General features: G+C 72.2%; 15 protein-coding genes. 10 read left to right on the plus strand and 5 right to left on the minus strand.

The genetic code is table 11. From position 1 onward, the window contains the following. Window positions 1-88: 88 nt before the first annotated feature. The 5 genes from pulA (at window position 89) to ACGFZP_RS01745 (ending at window position 12,471) form a co-directional block, all read left to right on the plus strand. Window positions 89-5,596 carry a pullulanase-type alpha-1,6-glucosidase gene (gene pulA / locus ACGFZP_RS01725; RefSeq protein WP_392927515.1) on the plus strand — a complete coding sequence of 1,836 codons (5,508 nt, stop codon included), beginning with the start codon at window positions 89-91 and terminating at the stop codon, window positions 5,594-5,596. A 563-nt stretch (window positions 5,597-6,159) separates the two neighbouring features. After that, a complete protein-coding gene (locus ACGFZP_RS01730) occupies window positions 6,160-8,496 on the plus strand; it encodes a M4 family metallopeptidase (protein WP_392927518.1) in 2,337 nt (778 codons plus the stop codon). Between the two features lie 290 nt (window positions 8,497-8,786). Then, window positions 8,787-10,130: an ammonium transporter gene (locus ACGFZP_RS01735; RefSeq protein ID WP_392927520.1), complete on the plus strand. Its 1,344-nt coding sequence runs from the start codon at window positions 8,787-8,789 to the stop codon at window positions 10,128-10,130. Beyond that, window positions 10,127-10,465 carry a P-II family nitrogen regulator gene (locus ACGFZP_RS01740; protein WP_387940236.1) on the plus strand — a complete coding sequence of 113 codons (339 nt, stop codon included), beginning with the start codon at window positions 10,127-10,129 and terminating at the stop codon, window positions 10,463-10,465. The genes ACGFZP_RS01735 and ACGFZP_RS01740 overlap by 4 nt, the downstream gene beginning before the upstream one ends. 263 nt (window positions 10,466-10,728) lie before the next feature. Beyond that, a complete protein-coding gene (locus ACGFZP_RS01745) occupies window positions 10,729-12,471 on the plus strand; it encodes a carbohydrate-binding module family 20 domain-containing protein (RefSeq protein ID WP_392927522.1) in 1,743 nt (580 codons plus the stop codon). Between the two features lie 133 nt (window positions 12,472-12,604). Here ACGFZP_RS01745 and ACGFZP_RS01750 read toward each other — a convergent pair whose 3' ends face one another. Continuing rightward, complete coding sequence (locus tag ACGFZP_RS01750; protein WP_392927523.1) at window positions 12,605-13,348, minus strand: SDR family oxidoreductase; 744 nt, start codon at window positions 13,346-13,348, stop codon at window positions 12,605-12,607. 392 nt (window positions 13,349-13,740) lie between these two features. Between ACGFZP_RS01750 and ACGFZP_RS01755 the strand changes: the two genes are divergently transcribed. Together ACGFZP_RS01755 and ACGFZP_RS01760 are read left to right on the plus strand one after the other, a co-directional pair. Continuing rightward, window positions 13,741-14,826, plus strand: coding sequence for an alpha/beta hydrolase (locus ACGFZP_RS01755; protein ID WP_392927525.1), 1,086 nt, complete (start codon window positions 13,741-13,743; stop codon window positions 14,824-14,826). 227 nt (window positions 14,827-15,053) lie between these two features. After that, window positions 15,054-15,812, plus strand: coding sequence for a hemerythrin domain-containing protein (locus ACGFZP_RS01760; RefSeq protein WP_392927526.1), 759 nt, complete (start codon window positions 15,054-15,056; stop codon window positions 15,810-15,812). A 73-nt stretch (window positions 15,813-15,885) separates the two neighbouring features. On the opposite strand, the gene ACGFZP_RS01765 is transcribed toward ACGFZP_RS01760, so the two are convergent. Beyond that, window positions 15,886-17,382, minus strand: coding sequence for an FAD-dependent monooxygenase (locus ACGFZP_RS01765; RefSeq protein ID WP_392927528.1), 1,497 nt, complete (start codon window positions 17,380-17,382; stop codon window positions 15,886-15,888). Window positions 17,383-17,497: 115 nt separating this feature from the next. On the opposite strand from ACGFZP_RS01765, the gene ACGFZP_RS01770 reads away from it, so the two are divergent. After that, window positions 17,498-18,151: a TetR/AcrR family transcriptional regulator C-terminal domain-containing protein gene (locus ACGFZP_RS01770; RefSeq protein WP_392927530.1), complete on the plus strand. Its 654-nt coding sequence runs from the start codon at window positions 17,498-17,500 to the stop codon at window positions 18,149-18,151. A 159-nt stretch (window positions 18,152-18,310) separates the two neighbouring features. Next, entirely contained in the window at window positions 18,311-18,715 is a 405-nt protein-coding gene (locus tag ACGFZP_RS01775; RefSeq protein ID WP_392927532.1) for a hypothetical protein, read from the plus strand. Between the two features lie 92 nt (window positions 18,716-18,807). Here ACGFZP_RS01775 and ACGFZP_RS01780 read toward each other — a convergent pair whose 3' ends face one another. The 3 genes from ACGFZP_RS01780 to ACGFZP_RS01790 form a co-directional block, all read right to left on the minus strand. Beyond that, window positions 18,808-19,410: a DUF6891 domain-containing protein gene (locus tag ACGFZP_RS01780; RefSeq protein WP_392927533.1), complete on the minus strand. Its 603-nt coding sequence runs from the start codon at window positions 19,408-19,410 to the stop codon at window positions 18,808-18,810. Between the two features lie 101 nt (window positions 19,411-19,511). Next, window positions 19,512-20,057, minus strand: coding sequence for an FHA domain-containing protein (locus tag ACGFZP_RS01785; protein WP_392927535.1), 546 nt, complete (start codon window positions 20,055-20,057; stop codon window positions 19,512-19,514). Between the two features lie 149 nt (window positions 20,058-20,206). Then, on the minus strand, window positions 20,207-20,761 hold the full coding sequence (locus ACGFZP_RS01790; protein ID WP_392927536.1) for a DUF1697 domain-containing protein: 555 nt from the start codon (window positions 20,759-20,761) through the stop codon (window positions 20,207-20,209). A 78-nt stretch (window positions 20,762-20,839) separates the two neighbouring features. Here ACGFZP_RS01790 and ACGFZP_RS01795 point away from each other — a divergent pair, with 78 nt between their 5' ends. Then, entirely contained in the window at window positions 20,840-21,310 is a 471-nt protein-coding gene (locus ACGFZP_RS01795) for a pyridoxamine 5'-phosphate oxidase family protein (RefSeq protein ID WP_392927538.1), read from the plus strand. The last annotated feature ends 1 nt before the right edge of the window (window position 21,311 follow it).

Below are 21,311 nucleotides of genomic sequence, written 5' to 3' on the forward strand. Positions count from 1 at the left end.
GAAACGCTTTCTGCATCTTGCTGAAACATATTGCAGCCCGCTAGCGTCCTGGCCACCCGATCCCCCTTCCCCCGCAAGGGAGCCCTCAGTGGCCGATCTACCGCCCCGCCGCCCGCGGAGCACCACCCCCCTGCGCAGACCGGGCCGTGCGGCCGTGCTGCTCGCCGCCGCACTGACCGCCGCCACCCTCGGCACCACCCCCGCGGCCCTCGCCGCCGCCCCGCCCGCCCCGCCCTCGGACGCCGCGCTGGCCGCGACCGCCGGGCGGCACGACCTCACCCGCGAGCAGTTCTACTTCGTCCTGCCGGACCGCTTCGCCAACGGGGACCAGGGCAACGACAGCGGCGGCATCACCGGCAGCCGGCTGGAGAACGGCCTCGACCCGGCCGACAAGGGCTTCTACCACGGCGGCGACCTCGCCGGCCTGATCCAGCGGCTCGACTACATCCAGGACCTCGGCACCACCGCGATCTGGATGGCCCCGATCTTCACGAACAAGCCCGTCCAGGGCACGGGGGAGAACGCCTCGGCCGGCTACCACGGCTACTGGATCACCGACTTCACCCGGGTCGACCCGCACTTCGGCACCAACGACCAGCTCAAGGAGCTGATAGCCAAGGCGCACGCCCGGGGCATCAAGGTCTTCTTCGACGTCATCACCAACCACACCGCCGACGTCATCGACTACCAGCAGAAGCAGTACGGCTACCGCTCCACCGGTGCCTACCCGGTGCTGGACGCGGACGGCCGGCCGGTCGACGAGACCGCCGTCGCCGACGCCGGTGCGGCCTGGCCGAGGACCAACCGGGACTCCTTCCCCTACAGCCCGGTCTTCCGGAACCCGGCCGACGCCACCGCCAAGACCCCGGCCTGGCTCAACGACCCCTCGCTCTACCACAACCGGGGCGACTCCACCTTCGCCGGCGAGTCCGCCACCGAGGGCGACTTCTCCGGCCTGGACGACCTCGACACCCAGAACCCCCGGGTGGTCCAGGGCTTCGAGAAGGTCTACCAGCAGTGGGTCAAGGACGCCGGGGTGGACGGCTTCCGGATCGACACCGTCAAGCACGTCAACATGGCTTTCTGGCAGCAGTGGGCGCCCGCGCTCAAGGACTTCGCGGCCAAGCAGGGCAACAAGCGGTTCTTCATGTTCGGCGAGGTCTACTCCGGCGACCCGGCCGTCACCTCGCCCTACGTCACCAAGGGCAGGCTCCAGGCCACGCTGGACTTCCCGTTCCAGAACGCCGCCCGCTCCTACGTCTCCCAGGGCGGCTCGGCCGCGGGCCTCGCCGACGTGTACGGCCAGGACTACCGGTACACCACCGCCGACACCGACGCCTACGAGCTGCCGACCTTCCTCGGCAACCACGACATGGGCCGGTTCGGCTCCTTCCTGCTGGCCGACAACCCGGGCGCCGACGAGGCCACCCTGCTGAGGAAGGACCGGCTCGGCAGCGAGCTGCAGTTCCTCACCCGCGGCCAGCCCGTCGTCTACTACGGCGACGAGCAGGGCTTCACCGGCGCGGGCGGCGACAAGGACGCCCGGCAGGACCTGTTCGCCTCGAAGACCGCGTCGTACAACGCCGACCGGGTGCTCGGCGGCGCCACCGGCCCGGCCGACCGCTACGGGCAGGGCGGCGAGCTGTACCAGGGCGTCGCGGGCCTGGCCAAGCTGCGCCGGGACCACCCGGCGCTCGCGGACGGCGCCCAGATCCAGCGGTACGCCGCCGACGGCGCGGGCGTGTACGCCTTCTCCCGGATCGACGCCGGACAGCAGGTCGAGTACCTGGTCGCGGTCAACAACGCCACCGAGGCGAAGACCGTCGCCCTGGACACCTTCTCGGCCGGGCAGGGCTTCGACCGGATCTACCCGGCGGCCGGGGAGCGGCTCGCCGGCGGTGCGGACCGCAAGGTCACCGTCACCGTGCCGGCGCTCTCCTCGGTGGTGTTCAAGGCCGCCGGGAGGCTGGCGCAGGTCCCCGCCGCCCCGCAGCTGGCACTGAAGACCCCCGCCGACGGCTCGACCGGCACCGTCACCATCGGCGCGCAGGTCGACGGCGGCGGCTTCGACCGGGTCTCCTTCGCCGCGCAGATCGGCACGGGCGGCTGGCAGGTGCTCGGCAGCTCGGACACCGGCGCGTACCAGGTCACCCAGGACCTGAGCGCGGTCGCACCCGGCACGGTCGTCCGCTACAAGGCCGTCGTCCAGGACTCCTCCGGCCACCTGCGCTCGGCCACCGGCTCGTTCACCACCGGCACTCCCGCGCCCAAGCCGGTGCCCAGCGCCACCGCCCGCCCGTACGCGGTCGTGCACTACCAGCGCAAGGACAACGCCTACGACGGCTGGAACCTCTACGCCTGGGGCGACCTGGCCGACGGCGAGGGCACCCAGTGGCCCGCCGGGCACGGCTTCACCGGCCGCGACGCGTACGGCGCCTTCGCGTACGTGAAGCTGAAGGCCGGGGCCTCGGACGTCGGGTTCATCGTCGAGAAGGACGGCGTCAAGGACGTGGACGCCGACCGCCACATCGACGTCGGCGCGACCGGCGAGGTCTGGCTCGCCGAGGGCGACCCGACCGTCCGCACCGCCAACCCCGGCCCGGTCGCCACCCTGCCCGCCGACACCGCCGTCATCCACTACAACCGGGCCGACGGCGACTACGACGGCTGGGGCCTGCACGACTGGACCGGCGCCGCCAAGCCCACCGACTGGGGCGGTCCGCTGACGCCGGTGCGCCGGGACTCCTTCGGCGCCGTCTTCGAGGTGCCGCTCGCCCCCGGCGCGACCAGCCTCAGCTACATCCTGCACAAGGGCAACGACAAGGACCTGCCGAGCGACCAGTCGCTGGACTTCGCCGTCAACGGCCGCGAGGTCTGGATCCTGGGCGGCCGGGAGGGCTACCTGCTGCCGCAGGGCTCGACCGCCTCCGCGCAGGTGGACCTCGGCTCGGCCAAGGCCCAGTGGATCGACGCCCGCACGGTGGTCGTCCCGGCCGCGTACGGCGCCAACGACGCGGCCCTGGCCGGCGGGACCAGCGCCCAGCTGGTGTACGACCCGGCGGGCGGCATCACCGCGGACAAGGGCGTGCTCTCCAAGCCCGGCCAGTGGATCCGCCTGGATCCCGCCCCCGGCGGCCTGACCGCCGCACAGAAGGCCGCGTACCCGCACCTGGCGGGCTACCGGGCCTTCACCGTGGACGCCCGGGACGCCGGCCGGGTCGCCCAGGCGCTCCGCGGCCAGCTGCTGTTCACCGAGCACCTGCCCAGTGGCGCGGTGCTCGCCGCCACCGGCGTGCAGACCCCCGGCGTCCTGGACGACCTGTACGCGCGCCGCACCGGGAAGGTCGACTTCGGTCCGGCGTACTACCACGGCAAGGTGGCGCTGTCCCTGTGGGCGCCGACCGCGCAGGAGGTGTCCGTCCAGGTCTTCGACGGCCCGTCCGGCGGCACCCCGAGGACGCTGCCGCTGAAGCTGGACGACGAGACCGGCGTCTGGGAACTCGTCCGCGACAAGGCGGAGTTGGACGGCAAGTACTACCTGTACCAGGTGAAGGTCTGGGCGCCGGCCGTCCAGCGGGTGGTGACCAACGCCGTCACCGACCCGTACTCGGTGGCGCTCTCCACCGACTCGGCGCGGAGCCTGGTGGCGGACCTCTCCGCCGCGGAGCTCAAGCCCCGCGGCTGGGAGGAGCACGCCGTCCCGAAGGCCGTCCCGCCCGCCCGGCAGCAGATCCAGGAACTGCACGTGCGGGACTTCTCGGTGGAGGACACCACCGTGCCCGCCGCCGAGCGCGGCACCTACCTGGCCTTCACCGAGTCGAAGTCGGCCGGTATGCAGCACCTGCGGGACCTGGCCAAGGCCGGGGTGACCACCGTCCACCTGCTGCCGACCTTCGACATCGCCACCATCCGGGAGAACCGGGCCGAGCAGAAGCTGCCCGGCTGCGACCTGGCCGCCCTCGCGGCGGACAGCGAGAAGCAGCAGGAGTGCGTGGCCGCCGTCGCCGCCGAGGACGCCTACAACTGGGGCTACGACCCGCTGCACTACACCGTGCCGGAGGGCTCGTACGCCACCGACCCGCAGGGCACCGCCCGCACGGTGCAGTTCCGGCAGATGGTGCAGGCGATCCACGAGGCCGGGCTGCGCGTGGTGCTGGACGTGGTCTACAACCACACCGCCGCCGCCGGGCAGGCCGAGCACTCGGTGCTGGACAAGGTCGTCCCCGGGTACTACCAGCGGCTCGACGCCAACGGCAAGGTGACGGCCGACAGCTGCTGCGCGGACACCGCGCCCGAGCACGCCATGATGAACCGCCTGGTGGTGGACTCCGTCACCACCTGGGCCCGCGAGTACAAGGTGGACGGCTTCCGCTTCGACCTGATGGGCCTGGACCCGAAGTCCACCATGCTGGACGTGCAGGCGGCGCTGCGGAGGATGACGTCGGACTCGGACGGCGTCGACGGGAAGAACGTCTTCCTCTACGGCGAGGGCTGGAACTTCGGCGCCGTCGCGAACAACGCCCGGTTCGAGCAGGCCACCCAGCTGAACATGGCCGGCACCGGCATCGCCACCTTCGACGACCGGATCCGCGACGCGGCGCGCGGCGGCAACTTCCAGCTGTCCTCCGCCCCGCAGCAGGGCTTCGCCTCGGGCCTGTACACCGACCCGAACGGCTCGGCGGACAACGGCACCCCGGAGCAGCAGAAGGCCCGGCTGCTCCAGCAGATGGACCAGTTGAAGGTGGCCCTCACCGGCAACCTGGCCGGCTACACCTTCACCGACAGCTCCGGGCGGACCGTCACCGGCGCGAGGGTCGACTACAACGGCGCCCCGACCGGCTACGCGGCCAGGCCCGGCGAGTCGGTGGAGTACGTGGACGCGCACGACAACGCCGACCTGTTCGACGCGCTGGCCTTCAAGCTCCCCGCGGGCACCGATCCCGCCGACCGGGCCCGGATGCAGGCGCTGGCGCTCTCGCTGACCGCCCTGACCCAGGGCCCGGGCTTCGCCCAGGCCGGCAGCGACCTGCTGCGCTCGAAGTCGCTGGACGCCAACTCCTACGACTCCGGTGACTGGTTCAACGCCATCCACTGGGACCCGGCCCAGGGCAACGGCTGGGGCCGGGGCGTGCCGATGGCGGCCGACAACAAGGGGATGTGGCCGCTGTCCGCGTCCCTGCTGGCCAACCCGAGGCTGAAGGTCGGCGCGGCGCAGATCACGGCGACGACCGCGCAGTACCAGCAGTTCCTGCGGATCAAGCAGTCCTCGCCGCTGTTCTCCCTGCCCACCCTGGCCGAGGTGCAGCGCCGGCTCTCCTACCCGCTGTCCGGCACCCCGGGCGAGGCGCCCGGGGTGATCACGCTGCACCTGGACGGCACCGGCCTGCCGGGCGCGGAGAAGGGCCTGACGGTGGTGTTCAACGCGACGCCGACCGCGCAGAGCCAGACCGTGGCCGCCCTGAAGGGGACGGCCCAGGGGCTGCACCCGGTGCAGGCGGGCGGCGCGGACCCGGTGGTCGGGCGGTCCGGCTTCGACGCCGCGACCGGGACCTTCACCGTGCCGGGCCGCACCGTGGCGGTGTTCGTCCAGCACTGACGGTCCGCCGGATCCGGGCCCCGCACCGCCGTCACGGTGGTGCGGGGCCCGTGCCGTTCCGGTTCCCTCTGAAGCAGTTTCATTCGGTGATTGGCCGGAAACCGACGCTGGCACGGCCGGAATGGTGACGTGCCGCGCCGACCGGGCGCTGTCGTCCGGGTTTCGGGCCGATCGCGGCCCCGGCGTGCTGGTCAGTGACCGCCGGGTGTGGTCAAACCTTCCGGCGTTATTGAAAACGGTGTCCAGAACTTCGTGTGGCTGTAACACAGTTGGCGGCCCGGCGGATGAACGGTCGCTGGTGCGAATCGGCCAATCCATGGCATGCATCTGTCATTCATGACTCGTTTGCTGCCACGATTCCTCCGGCTGCAGACGTGGGGGCCCCACCCTCCGGTGCAGCTGCCCCAGGCCAGGTACAGCGCACCCCCTCGGCAAGGCAACCAGCTCCGCACACCGCACCCGCGCCGCACACCGGCGGCGGGGGCCCCCACTGTGCCGCAACCCCGCGGTCCAGGTTCTCTCCACCGCACGCGAACCCCGCGCCGGTCGGAAAAGGAGTCCGCATGTCCCGTTACACCCAGGCTCGGAAGGCTGCGGTTGTCATGGCCGCCACCACCGCGCTGCTGGTGACCGGCATCCCCGTCATCGCGCAGGCGGCCACCGCTGACGCCCCGACGGCCGTCGCGGCCCAGCAGACGAGCCGCGCCCAGCTGATCGCCTCCGCGACCCAGCAGACCTCCACCCTCGCCCAGACCCTGGGCCTGGGCAGCGAGGAGAAGCTGGTCACCAAGGACGTCGTCCAGGACGCCAACGGCGCCCGCCACCTGCGCTACGAGCGCACCTACGCCGGACTCCCGGTGCTCGGCGGCGACCTGATCGTCCACCAGGACGCCACCGGCGCCACCCAGGGTGTGACCAAGGCCACCGAGGCCTCTCTGACCGGTGTGAACACCACGCCGAAGCTCGCCGCGCCGGCCGCGCAGTCGGCCGCGCTCGCCGCCGAGTCCGGCTCCTCGCTGGAGAACGCGCCGCGCCTGGTGGTCTGGGCCGCGGACGGCAGCCCGCGGCTCGCCTGGGAGACGGTCGTCTCCTCCACCGAGTCGGACGGCACCCCGAGCAAGCTGCACGTGGTCACCGACGCGACCTCCGGCCAGGTCATCCTGAAGTTCGAGGGCGTCAAGACCGGTACCGGCAAGGGCGTGTTCGTCGGCAACGTCACCATCGGCACGACCCAGTCGGGCTCGTCGTACCAGATGAAGGACGGCACCCGCGGTGGGATGTACACCACCAACCTGAACCACGGGACCACGGGCACCGGCACGCTGTACACCAAGTCCAGCGACAGCTGGGGTGACGGCACCGTCGCCAACAGCGAGTCCGCCGCGGTCGACGCCCACTTCGGCGTCTCGGCCACCTGGGACTACTACAAGAACACCTTCGGCCGCAACGGCATCCGCAACGACGGCGCCGGCGCCTACAGCCGCGTCCACTACGGCCAGAACTACGTGAACGCGTTCTGGGACGACGAGTGCTTCTGCATGACCTACGGCGACGGTGACGGCAACACCCACCCGCTGACCGAGCTCGACGTCGCGGGCCACGAGATGAGCCACGGCGTCACCTCCGCCACGGCCAACCTGACCTACTCGGGTGAGTCCGGCGGCCTCAACGAGGCCACCTCGGACATCTTCGGCACCATGGTCGAGTTCTACGCCAACATCCCGACCGACAACCCCGACTACCTCATCGGCGAGTTGATCAACATCAACGGGGACGGCACCCCGCTGCGCTACATGGACAAGCCGTCCAAGGACGGCGGCTCCGCCGACTACTGGTCCTCCACGGTCGGCAACAAGGACGTCCACTACTCCTCGGGCGTCGCCAACCACTTCTTCTACCTGCTGTCCGAGGGCAGCGGCGCGAAGGTCATCAACGGCGTCAGCTACAACTCGCCGACCCAGGGCAACATCACCGTCACCGGCATCGGCCGGGACAAGGCGGCGGCGATCTGGTACAAGGCGCTGACCACCTACATGACGTCCAACACCAACTACGCCGCGGCGCGCACCGCGACGGAGAAGGCGGCCACCGACCTCTACGGCGCGGGCAGCGCCGAGCTCCTCGCGGTCGGCACCGCCTGGGCGGGCGTCAACGTCGGCACCGTGCCCCAGAACCCGGGTGGCGTCACCGTCACCAGCCCGGGCAACCAGAGCACCAAGGTCGGCACCGCGGTCAACCTGAGCATCAAGGCCAACGGCGGCACCGCCCCGCTGACCTACTCGGCCACCGGCCTGCCGGCCGGCCTGTCGATCAACGCCTCCACCGGCCTGATCACCGGCACCCCGACCACCATCGGCACGTCCAACGTGACCGTCACGGCCAAGGACTCCGCCAACAAGACCGGTACCGCCAGCTTCACCTGGGCGGTCACCGACGGGAGCAGCACCTGCACCCCGGCGCAGCTGCTCGGCAACGCCGGCTTCGAGACCGGCACCGCCGCCCCGTGGACCGCCTCCAGCGGCGTCGTCGACTCCAGCTCCTCGCAGGCCGCGCACGGCGGTACCTGGAAGGCCTGGATGAACGGCTACGGCTCCACCCACACGGACACCCTCTCGCAGACGGTGACCATCCCGGCGAACTGCAAGGCCTCGCTGAGCTTCTACCTGCACGTCGACACCGCCGAGACCGGCACCACGGTGTACGACAAGCTGGCGGTCACGGTCAACGGCACCGCGCTGAAGACCTACTCCAACGTCGACAAGGCGACCGGCTACCAGCTGCGCACCTTCGACCTCTCGGCCTACGCGGGCCAGACGGTCACCCTGAAGTTCACCGGCACCGAGGACTCCTCGCTGCAGACGAGCTTCGTGATCGACGACACCTCGATCACCACCAGCTGACCCTGATCCAGGGCCAGTAGAACCAGGTAAGACAGGGAGCAGGGCCCGGCAGCCATCGGCTGCCGGGCCCTGCGTCGTCGTGAGGTTCCGGAAACCCGCGGGCAACCGCCGGGCAACGGCCGGGCAACACGAAACACGGCCGAAACGTGTCCGTCCGCAACAAGAAATCCGTCCCCGCAAAACTCTCCCATCCGACCTGCGACCCCGCCCACCCGTCGCCCGCCACCACCCTCCAGGGACGCGCCGGGTGGGGCACCCCTGTCCGCGCAGGCCTCTGGGAAGGCACGCCCATGTTCCTGGCTGACCCGTCACCCGGCCTCGACACCGGTGACACCGCCTGGCTGTTGGCCAGCACCGCGCTCGTCCTGTTGATGACCCCCGGCCTGGCCCTGTTCTACGGCGGCATGGTGCGCACCAAGAGCGTGCTCAACATGCTGATGATGAGCTTCGTCTCGATCGCCGTGGTCACCGTGGTCTGGCTGCTGGCCGGCTACTCGCTCGCGTTCGGCCCGGACGCCGGCGGCTGGGGCCTGATCGGGGGCCTGGACCACCTCGGGATGGCCGGAATCACCCCCACCTCGCTCACCGGGCACGTCCCGACCGTGCTGTTCGCCACCTTCCAGCTGACCTTCGCGATCATCACCGCCGCGCTGATCAGCGGCGCCATCGCGGACCGCGCCAGGTTCGGGGCCTGGGTGGCCTTCACCGCCGTCTGGACGCTGCTGGTGTACGTCCCGGTGGCGCACTGGGTGTTCGCGCCCGGCGGCTGGATCCTGTCGAGGCTGGGTGCGCTGGACTTCGCCGGCGGCACGGTGGTCGAGGTGAACTGCGGGGCGAGCGGCCTCGCCCTGGCCCTGTTGCTCGGCCCGCGGATCGGCTTCGGCAAGGAGGCGATGCGCCCGCACAGCCTGCCGCTGGTCCTGCTCGGCGCCGGACTGCTCTGGTTCGGCTGGTTCGGCTTCAACGCGGGCTCGGCGCTGGGCGCCAACGGCCTGGCGGCGTCCGCGCTGCTCAACACCCAGGCGGCGGGCTGCACCGGGCTGCTCGGCTGGCTCCTGGTGGAGAAGCGCCGGGACGGCCACGCGACCACGCTCGGCGCGGCCTCCGGCGCCGTGGCCGGACTGGTCGCGATCACCCCGTCCTGCGGCAGCGTCGACCTGGTGGGCGCCCTGGTGATCGGGCTGCTGGCGGGCGTGGTCTGCTCGTACGCGGTGAGCTGGAAGTTCCGCTTCGGCTACGACGACTCGCTGGACGTGGTGGGTGTGCACTTCGTGGCCGGGGTCATCGGCACCGCGCTGATCGGCCTGTTCGCCACCACCGCGATGACCGGCGGCCCGGCCGGCCTGCTGCACGGCGGTGGTTTCGGACAGCTCTGGCGGCAGCTGGCGGCGGTGGCGGCGGTGGCGGTGTACGCCTTCGCCATGACGTACGCGATCGGCCGGGTGATCGACCGGCTGATGGGCTTCCGGGCCGACGAGGAGCAGGAACTCGCCGGTCTGGACCTCGCCGTGCACGCCGAGACCGCGTACGATCACGGCGTCCTGGGCCACGGTACGACGGCCCACGCCACGGTGGCCCGGGCCACCGCCGCCTCCGTGCTCACGCACTCGTCCGACAGGACCCCCTCCGCATGAAGCTGATCACCGCGATCGTCAAGCCGTTCAAGCTGGACGAGGTCAAGAACGCGCTGCAGGCCGTCGGCGTGCACGGACTGACCGTCACCGAGGCCAGCGGGTACGGGCGCCAGCACGGCCACACCGAGGTCTACCGGGGGGCCGAGTACCGGATCGACCTGGTGCCCAAGGCCCGGATCGAGGTCGTGGTGGAGGACGCGGACGCCGAGCGGGTGATGGAGGAGATCGTCCGGGCCGCCCGCACCGGGAAGATCGGCGACGGCAAGGTCTGGTCGGTCCCGGTGGAGGACATCGTCCGGGTCCGCACCGGCGAGCGCGGGCCGGACGCGGTCTGACGCCCGCCTGACGTCCGGTTGGCGCCCGTCCGACGCGCGTTGCCGCGCCGGCCCCCTCGCGGGGCCGGCGTTCGCGCGCGCGGGCGCCTTCGTCCAACCCAAGGGGTCGTATGCGATCTTTCCGGGGCTGCGGAAACGTTCCTCCTTGACTCTTGACGACCCTTCCGGGCGGCCCTAGGTTCAGCGCTGCAAGTTTCCGGCAAGTTTCTGAAACCTGCTGCAAGCCTGCCCCGGCTGCCCCACCTCAGCCCCCAGGAGACATCGTGGTCACCACCGCCCCCACCCGCCGGTCCGCCCGCGCGGCCGGCGCGCTCACCGCCTCGGCGGCACTCGCGCTCTCGCTCACCGCGGCGTTCGGCGCCGCGCCCACCGCCCATGCCTCCCCGCCCGGCACTAAGGACGTCACGGCGACCCTCTTCGAGTGGCGCTTCGACTCGGTCGCCAAGGCCTGCACCGACACGCTCGGCCCCAAGGGGTACGGCTTCGTCGAGGTCTCACCGCCCCAGGAGCACATCCAGGGCGGTCAGTGGTGGACCTCCTACCAGCCGGTCTCGTACAAGATAGCCGGGCGCCTCGGCGACCGGACCTCCTTCAAGAACATGATCGACACCTGCCACGCGGCGGGGGTCAAGGTGGTCGCCGACTCGGTGATCAACCACATGTCGGCCGGCTCCGGGACGGGCACCGGCGGCACCGCCTACACCAAGTACACCTACCCCGGGTACTACCAGGACCAGGACTTCCACTCCTGCCGCACCGCGATCAGCAACTACGCCGACCGCTCCAACGTGCAGAACTGCGAGCTGGTCAACCTCTCCGACCTGAACACCGGCAGCGCCTACGTCCAGCAGACCATCGCCGGCTACCTGAACGACCTGGCCTCGCTCGGCGTCGACGGCTACCGGATCGACGCGGCCAAGCACATCGCCGCCGCCGACCTCGCCGCGATCAAGGCCAGGACGGCGAACCCCAACGCCTACTGGGTGCAGGAGGTGATCTACGGCGCGGGCGAGCCGATCCAGCCCTCCGAGTACACCGGCACCGGCGACGTGGACGAGTTCCGCTCCGGCACCTGGCTGAAGAGCGCCTTCCAGGGCGGTCGGCTGGCCGACCTCTCCGGCTGGGGCTCCGGCCTGCTGGCGAGCGACAAGGCCCGCACCTTCGTCGACAACTGGGACACCGAGCGCAACGGCTCCACCCTGACCTACAAGGACGGCAGCGCCTACACCCTGGCCAACGTCTTCATGCTGGCCAACCCCTACGGCTCGCCGAACGTCTACTCCGGCTACGCCTTCTCCGGCCACGACGACGGCCCGCCGAACGGCGGCACCGTCAACGCCTGCTACAGCGACGGCTGGAACTGCACCCACGCCTGGCGGCAGGTCGCCAACATGGTGGGCTTCCGCAACGCGGTCGCGGGCACCGGGATCACCAACTGGTGGTCCAACGGCAACAACGCGATCGCGTTCGGCCGGGGCGGCAAGGGCTTCGTGGCGATCAACCGCGAGTCGGGCGCGGTCACCCAGACCTTCCAGACCTCGCTGCCGGCCGGCTCGTACTGCGACGTCCAGCACGGCGACCCGACCGGCGGCGGCTGCACCGGCCCGTCCTACACGGTCGGCTCGGACGGCCGGTTCACCGCCACCGTCGGCGCCGGCGACGCGGTCGCGCTGTACGTCGGCGCGGGCGGCTCGGGCGGGACGGTGCCCGCCGTCGGCGGTGCCTCCTTCGCGGTCAACGCCACCACGGTGTTCGGCCAGAACATCTACGTGGTCGGCAGCAGCGCCGCGCTCGGCGCCTGGGACACCGGGAAGGCGCTGCCGCTCTCCTCGGCCGCGTACCCGGTCTGGAAGCTGGACGTGTCGATGACCGCCGGCACCGCGTTCGAGTACAAGTACATCCGCAAGGACGCCTCCGGGGCGGTCGCCTGGGAGTCCGGTGCCAACCGCACCGCGACCGTGCCGGCCTCGGGCGCCGTGAGCCTGAACGACACCTGGCGCAGCTGACCGCGCCGGGCGGCCGCCCTCCGTACGGGGGGCGGCCGCCCGCCGCCGCGGCCTCTTGCCGCAGTCTCTTAATGCGGCCTCTTGCTGCGGCCCGGGCCCGGCTTCCCGGCCCCGGTTGCCCAGCCCTGGTTGCTCAGCCCCGGCCGATGTACGGCATGGCCGTCGCCATCACCGTCGCGAACTGCACATTGGCCTCCAGCGGCAGTTCGGCCATGTGCCGCACGGTCCGGGCGACATCGGCGACGTCCATGGTCGGCTCCACGGCGATCCGGCCGTCCGCCTGCCGCACGCCCGCGCCCATCGCCGCCGTCATGTCGGTCGCGGCGTTGCCGATGTCGATCTGCCCGCAGGCGATCCGGTATGGGCGGCCGTCCAGCGAGAGCGACCTGGTCAGCCCGGTGACGGCGTGCTTGGTCGCGGTGTACGCGATCGACTGCGGGCGCGGGACGTGGGCCGAGATCGACCCGTTGTTGATGATCCGGCCGCCCTGCGGGTCCTGGGCCTTCATCTGCCGGAACGCGGCCCGGGCGCAGAGGAACGCCCCGGTGAGGTTGAGGTCCACCACGGCCCTCCACTCGGCGACCTCCAGCTCGTCCACCGGGGTCGGCGCGCCGAACGTCCCGGCGTTGTTGAACAGCAGGTCGACCCGGCCGAACCGCTCGACGGCCGCCGCGAAGAGCGCGTCCACCGCCGCGGGGTCGGTGACATCGGTCGGCACCGCGGCCGCCCCGGTACCGCTCGACCGCGCGGTCTCCCGCAGCGGCTCCTCCCGCCGCCCGGCGAGCACCAGCAGCCACCCGGCGGCGGCCAGCTCCAGTGCCACGGCGCGTCCCACCCCGCTGCCGGCTCCGGTGACGACGGCGATCTGCTGGGGCATGGCGACTCCTCGGACGGCGGTGCTGGCGAGCTGATCGTCGCCGATCCGGAGCCCGCAGTCACTGGTACGAGGGACCAAACGGCGCGCGCGCCGACACCCGTCCGGCTGTGCTCCCCGCCGTCCGGCGGGGGCCACCCCCCGCCGGACGGCAGGGTGGGCGAAGGGCTTTACCGGAGATCGGGAGCAAACATTGGACCGCCGTCGGCCCTCGCGCAACCGGTCGCCCCCGCACCACGTCATAAGATCGCAGGACGGCGCGCCACCGCGAGGGACGGCGCACCGCCCCCGGGGGCCGCAGCACGCGTCGCGCCCGGGCCTGTCCGGCCCCACCCCGGGGGCCACCGCCCGGCTCCCGACGGAGCGGGCGCGACACCGGTCGGAGAGTCCTCACCGTGCAGCCGCAGTCCACCCGCATCCGCGCCGTCCTGACCGGCGCCGCCGCCTTCGCCCTGGCCGCCTCGCTGGCGGCCTGTGGCAGTACGGACGGCAGCGGGAAGGGGGACACCGCCAAGGGCGACGCGGGCACGGCGGGCGCCGCGGGCAGCGCCGCTCCCGGCACCCCGTCGGCCGCGGGCAGCAGCCCGGCCGCGTCCGGCACCTCCGCCGCACCCACCAGCGCCACCCCGGCCGCCTCCGGCAAGGTGCTGATGCCGACCGGTCCGGCCGCCGCACTCACCAAGTCCCGGGACACCGTCGCCGGCCAGATCATGATGACGACGCTGACCGGTCCCAAGTCGGGCGTCTCCGGCAAGGTCTGGGTCTGGCTGCCGCCCGAGTACAACGACCCGAAGTTCGCCAAGACCGGCTTCCCCGTGCTCACCCTCTTCGCGGGCGGCCAGAGCAACGGCTACAACACCTGGACCGACGACCAGCTGCCGATCCAGCAGTACGACGCCGAGCTGTCGAAGGCCGGCAAGGCGCACCCGTTCATCATGATCATGCCGGTGCAGAACTTCAACAGCGACGAGAAGAACGCCCTGGACTGCGCCGACATCCCGGGCCAGCCCAAGATGGGCACCTGGATGGCCGAGGACATCCCGGACTTCGTCCGCGCCAACTTCCGCACCGTGAAGGGCCGCGACGGCTGGGGCCTGATGGGCGCCTCCACCGGTGCGTTCTGCAGCGCGAAGCTCGCCCTCCAGCACCCGGACAAGTTCAAGGCGGCCGTCCCGATCGACGGCTACTTCAACCCGGACTCGGGACTCTGGAAGGGCCACGAGGCCGAGCGGCAGGCCAACAGCCCCGACGCGATGGTCGCCCAGGGCAAGGCCGACGTGAAGATCCTCGCCACCGCGGGCGGCGCGAACGGGTACGAGACGAAGCTGGTCAAGGCGTGGGTCGCCAAGGCCGTGGCGCCGCTGTCCGTCGAGTACTACGAGCAGCCCGGCGGCAAGCACCTCACCACCGACTTCAAGAAGATGATCCCGGACACGCTGGCCTGGCTCACCAAGAACCTGGCGGGCCCGGCGGCCGACTGAAGCGGCGGCCCGGCCCCGGCTCGTATCGGCCCCCGCAGGTATCGGCCCCTGTACATATCGGCCCCCGCACGTAACGGCCCTCGCCCGCCTCGCGGACGAGGGCCGTGGTGTTGCCCGCCGGGCTCCTGACCTGCGCGTCAATCGGATATTGATTCGACTCTGATCGACTGTGAGCACTTTGGTGGGAGCGCGTTTCCACCAGCCTGCCAAGTCGTGAGAAGAGAGCCATGCCGAGCCACCTGCTTCCCGTAGCGTCCCCGCCCGCCGTCCCCGCCCAGTCGGGCTCCGACCGTGAGCGGACCGCCGGCGAGGAGCCGCAAGCCGTCCGGTTCGCCGGGCTGCGGCTGGTGCACGCCGCCCTCCGCCGCGACCTGACCCGGCTGCCGAACTCGCTGCGCCTGCTCCAGCCCGGCGAGGACGACAAGGGCGAGGCGCTGCTGCGGCACTGGACCTTCGTCACCGCGATGCTGACCTGCCACCACGAGCAGCAGGACACCCGGATCTGGCCGATCGTGCGCCGCTTCGCCCCCGAGCTGCGACTGCTGCTCAACTGGCTGGAGGCCGACCACCACAACCTGGACCACTCCTTCACCCGGGTCACCACCCTGGTGCGGATCGCCAGCCGGGACGCGGGCAGCGCCTGGCCGGTCGCCTACGCGATGGAGGACCTGGCGGCCCGGCTGGAGACCCACCTGCGCATCGAGGAGCGGCAGTTGATGCCCCGGATGGAGCGGGTGTTCGCGCCCGGCTCCCGGCTGGGCAGCCTGCCCGAGCTGCTGGACCTGCTGCGCTCCGCCGACGGCCCGGGCACCGCCGACGCGCTGGCCTGGCTGCTGGACGGCGTCGAGCCGGCGGTCGTCGACCAGCTGCTGGCCGACTGCGACGACGACGTGGTCCGCAACTGGCCGCACTGGCAGGCCACCTACCAGCGCTGCACCGCTCCGCTCTGGGGCCCGGCCGACGGCTGGGGCGTCTCCCGCGAGTGACCGCGGGGCCTTTTGCGGCCCTTTGATCTACGCGCGTGGCATATGCGCAAGGCATATGCGCCCCAGCCTCGCGTCAGCACACCCCCAGCCGGGCCAGGTAGCCCGGCAGATCGGCCGGATCGTGGGTGGCCAGCCCGACGTAGCCGTCCGGCCGGACGACGAACAGCCCCCGTCCGTACGCCCGGGCCGCGATTCCGCCGCCGGTTCCGGCGTCGACCCGCAGCGCGCCGACGCCCGTCGGCAGAACCGGCAGCCCGCACTCCACGGCGAGCACGGTGAACTGCGGCCCCCGGAACACGTCGAACAGCCGGCGCCCGGGCCCGCCCGCCTCCCGCGGCTCCTCCAGGGGGGCGTCCGGAGCGCGCTCCCCGGCGCGCAGCGCCTCCTCGGCCAGGCCCGAGCGGGCCTCCACGGTCAGCGGCCCGCCCTCGTAGCCGAGGCCCAGCTGCTCCGTCCGCGGCCCCCGGTTCAGTGCGCCGGCCCGGACCCCGCCCGCCCGGTACAGCCGGGTGGAGATGTCCAGCACGTCGGCGGCGATCGGCAGCCGCTCCGCCTCGTAGCTGTCCAGCAGTTCCTCGGCCGCGCCGTGCCGAAGCACCTGGCCGAGCTTCCACCCCAGGTTGTAGGCGTCCTGGACGCTGGTGTTGAGTCCCTGGCCCCCGGCCGGGGAGTGGATGTGCGCGGCGTCGCCGGCGAGGAACACCCGGCCGACCCGGAACCGCTCGGCGAGCGCCGCCCGGGGCCGGAAGTCCGAGGCCCAGCGCACCTCGCCGACCGCCTCCGCGGGCAGGTGGGTGCGGGCCGCGACCGTCCGGCGCACCCCCTCGGGCGAGGTGTCCGGCTCCTGGTCCGCGTCGAACTGGGCGAACAGCTGGAAGTCGGCCGTGCCCGGCAGCGGGCAGAGCAGCAGCGCACCGCCGGGGGCCTTCGGCCAGATGTGCCAGTTCTCGCGGTCCAGCCCGGTCAGCCGGAGATCGGCGACCAGGGCGGGGCGCTGGTCGACCTGCTCGCCGGCCATCGGGATGCCGGCCGCGCGCCGAACCGTGCTGCGGCCGCCGTCGGTGGCCACCAGGTAGCGGGCCGCGACGGTGCGCTCGATGCCGTCCGGCCCGGTCAGCCGGGCCTCGACCCGGTCGGGGCGCTGGTCGAGGCCGGTCAGCGCGGTGCCGAAGGCCACCTGCCCGCCGAGCTCCCGCAGCCGGTCGTACAGCACCTCCTGGGTGCGCCACTGCGGGAGCATCCAGATGTCCGGGTGCGGCACGGTCGGGTCGGGCGCGTTGCGCTCGATCAGGTCCCACTCGCCCTGCCGCTCGCCGTCCTGCCAGGACATCATCCGGGGGTAGTGGCCGCCGGCGGCGCGGACCGCGGGCAGCACCCCGAGGTCGTCGAGGACCTCCAGGGTGCGCGGCTGCAGCCCCTTGCCGCGCGAGCCGGGGAACAGCGCCGCGGCCTTCTCCACCAGCAGGGCGGACACCCCGCGGCGGGCGAGGTCGCAGGCCAGGGTGAGGCCGGTGGGGCCTGCTCCGACGATCAGGACGTCCGGGTGTCCGGGGTGCACGGCATGCTCCATGGGAAGCTCCTTAACGGCGTTAAGTTGGCGACTGGTCCGAGCATGGGCTTAACGGTGTTAAGTTGTCAAGGTGAAGAGTGGGGCGGGCCGGCCGACACCCACCGGAAAGGCCGGTATGCCACCCAAGCTGGACCGCGCTCAGGTCGTCGATACGGCCCTGCGCCTGCTCGACGAGACCGGGCTCGACGGCCTCACCCTGCGGCGGATCGCCACCGAGCTGGACGTCAAGGCGCCCGCGCTGTACTGGCACTTCGCCAACAAGCAGGCGCTGCTGGACGAGATGGCCACCGAGATGCTCCGCCGGATGACCGGCGGGCCGATCACCCCGCCGGCGTCCTGGCAGGAGGCGCTCACCGCCACCTGCCGCACGCTGCGCGGCGCCCTGCTGGGCTACCGCGACGGCGCCAAGGTCTTCAGCGGCACCCGCCTCACCGACCAGGGCCACACCGAGGGCCAGCACGTGATGCTGGCCGCCTTCACCCGGGCCGGCTTCGAACTCGCCGACGCCGTACAGGCGTACACCACCGGGTACGCGTACACCATCGGCTTCGTCATCGAGGAGCAGGCCGTCCACCCCCGGCCCGGCGAGCGCGCCCCCGGCTACGACCCGGAGCAGCGCGCCGCGGGCATCGACCCCGCACACGAACTCGCCGCCGCGGCCGGTCGGGACCTCTTCGGGGACTACGAGCGGCGCTTCGAGCGCGGCCTCGCCGTCGTCGTGGCCGGGGTCGAGCGGGTCCTCGGTCCCGAAACCGCCGCCAACCCGTAGGGGGATCTGGCCCTCCGGCCCTCAACTGCCGTGGACCCCTAGGGGATTGGACCCACTCTTCTCGGGGTCGGGGCGGCCCGGCCGCTCCGGGCCGGGCCAGGGGGCGGGTACCGCCCGGGGCCGATGGCCCGGCGTGCACGGCCGCCTACCGTCAGTGCCATGACCACAGCGACCCCTTCGCGCCCGGCCCGGCCCCCTGCCCGTAGGGCCCGTCCCGCCCGGACGGCCCGCACCGCGCTGCTCGCGGCCGGTGCCGTGCTCCTGCTCACCACCGGGCTCACCGCCTGCAAGGCCAGTGCCGCGCTCTGCACCGACGACGACAGCTGCGATGTCGTCGTCCGGACCGACGGTGCGGACGCCGCCAACACCGTGGAGGTCTTCGGCGGCGATCGCAGCGTGAAACTGACCGTCAGCCACATCACCGACACCTCGGCCGAGGTGAAGGTCGGCGAGGAGACCAGGACCCTCACCGAGAAGACCGAGGCCGCCATCGGCCAGGCCAAGATCACCCTGCGCAGGGCCGTCGCGGGCGACCACTACGCCGAACTCCACGTCAGCCGCTGACCGACCGCCACCGTCCTCGGCTACTACGACTCCTACTCCTACTCCTGCTTCTGCTCCTCATCCGTCCGCTCGGGCCAGTCCGCCTGTTCCGGCTACTCCGGCAGGCGGTTGAGCCAGGTCAGCGGAGTGACGGTGATCGCCTGCCCCGGCGATCCGTCCCACTCCACCGGCAGGCCGACCGCCTCCAGCGCCGCCACCACCTCGCGGCCGATCAGCACCGTCCGGAGCTCCGCCTCCGCCGTCGACTCCGCGGGCGCGCCGTCCGCCCGGAACCCGCCGTACCGCAGCGTCAGGCCGCCCCCGGCAGCCGCCCGCTCGGTGTCCTGCTCATGAAAGAAGACGAAGCCGCGGGAGTCCGCGTCGGCCTCGCCGCCGATCTCCGCGTATCCGCAACTGCCGCAGCAGGTGAAGTCCATCGCCGCGACGATGTCCTGCTCCTCCAGCGCGTCGAAGGCCTCCTCCAGGCGGTCCACGTCCGTGGTCCGCGGCCAGGACGCCTGCTCGGCCAGCCGCTCCTGCCACAACGGCGCGACGAGCCGACCCGCCTGCTCCTCCGTCAGCCCCTGGTCGTCGAACTCGTCGGCCAGGGACTCGGCTATCTCGTCCGACTCCTGGAAGCCGCACCGGATCAACTCACGGGCGCGCTCCCGGGCGTCGCGCAGCACATCGGGGGTGGGATCGGTCTCCTGGTTCATGGTCGAATACTCGCACCCGCCACCGACAACCCCGCCACCGGCAGCCGAGCTGTCCACCGCGGCCCTCAAGGGCCTGCCGGCCGGGCCCGCAGGACAGGTCCTCAGCCCGGGGCGAGCCGGAACTCCAGATTGCCGAACCGCACCTGGTCGCCCGGCCGTACCCGCACCCCGCCCGCGATCCGGCGGCCGTTCACATGCGTGCCGTTGGTCGACCCCAGGTCGTACAGCACCCAGCCCTCGCCCTCGCGCCGCAGCTCGGCGTGCTGGCGCGACACCGAGGCATCGTGCAGCCGCAGCCCGGACCCGGGGATCCGGCCGATCGTCAGCGTCCCCGCCCCCGCGTGCGGCAGGCTCAGCCCCGGCAGCCGCTCGACCCGCCAGGCCCCGCGCAGCCGCACCCCGAACGCCGATATCTGACCCACCGTCCGCAGCAGGAACCGTCCGACCGGGTTCCCGGCCGGCAGGTCCGCCATCGCAGCGTTCAACTCGGCCCGGCTGCTCGCGTGCAGCACGACGTCCATCCGCCCGAGGAAGGTCTCGTGCGACAGCCGTCCGCTGCCCGCCCCCTCCCGCAGCACCCCGAGCGCCTGCTCCCGCTCGGCCTCGGACGGCCGGACCACATGCGTCCGGATCTCAGGTGACGTCATGGCCTGATTGTCGGCTCACCCGCACCCGCCTGTCCAGGATCCGGCAGCCGCCGGACCGCGGCGGAGCCCGCCGACCGCACCGGACCGCGGCGGCGTGTGGTGCGGGTGTGAGGTGAGCGGCGCGGGGTGCGGGGGTGCCGGGTGCCGGGTCAGGACTTCCTGGCGGCCGCCAGGATCTTGGCCGTGGTGTGCAGGAAGCGCGAGGTGCCCTGCCCCTGGTAGGCCTTGCCGAAGACGTCGGCCGGGTTGGTGTTCATCCGCCCGCCCCGCAGGTGGATCACCACGAAGGCGGTACCGGCGTCGGCGCCGACGACCTCGAAGTCGCCCTTCTCGGACGTCCGCGGGACGGGGTAGTCGTCCGGCAGCGGCTCGGAGAGGAAGACCACCATCAGCCGGACGTCCGGCGTCGCCTCGATCCCGGCGAACGGCTCGGCGGCCAGCAGCGCCTCGACCTCGTCCGGGGTGCGCAGCATGACGGGCACGGGGAAGCCCAGCGCCTCGGCCAGGTGCCGTTCGATCCGCCGGGCGAGGGCGGCCCGGTCGGTCTCGCCGGTGGTGAAGAAGACGTTGCCGCTCTGGATGTAGGAGCGCACGTCGCCCAGGCCCAGCTCGGTGAAGAGGGCGCGCAGCCGCTCCATCCGCACCGTGCGCCCGCCGACGTTGACGGCTCGCAGGAACGCGATGTACTCGGTCGTGGTGGTCACCCGTCCAGTCTGGCACCGGGCGCCGACAACGCCCCGGGCCTCACCGGGATTGCCGGCGCCCGGTGCCAGACTGGCGCCATGGCTACCTGGCAGGACTTCGAGTACGCGGCACCGGATCTCGCCCCCCTCGTACGGGCCCGTTTCGAGGCGAACAAGCACCATGTCCTGGCGACGCTGCGCAGGGACGGTTCACCGCGGGTGAGCGGCACCGAGGTCAACTTCATCGGCGCCGACCTCACCATCGGGTCGATGGAGGGGGCGATGAAGGCCCGCGACCTCCAGCGGGACGCCCGCTTCGCGCTGCACGCGCATCCGGGCGACGAGACGATGGAGGGCGGGGATTCGAAGATCTCGGGCCGGGCCGTCGAGATCACCGACGAGGTCGAGCTGGCCGCCTGGGTGGCGGACCTGCCGCAGGCGCCGCCCGGCCCGTTCCACGCCTTCCGGCTGGAGCTGGACCAGGTGGTGCACACCACCGTGAGCGACGACCAGCTGTGGGTCACGTCCTGGCGTCCGGGCGAGCCGGTCCGGCGGATCCAGCGGCTGTAGC

Origin of the sequence: Kitasatospora sp. NPDC048239 (assembly GCF_043202015.1) — a bacterium.
Classification (GTDB): Bacteria; Actinomycetota; Actinomycetes; order Streptomycetales; family Streptomycetaceae; genus Kitasatospora.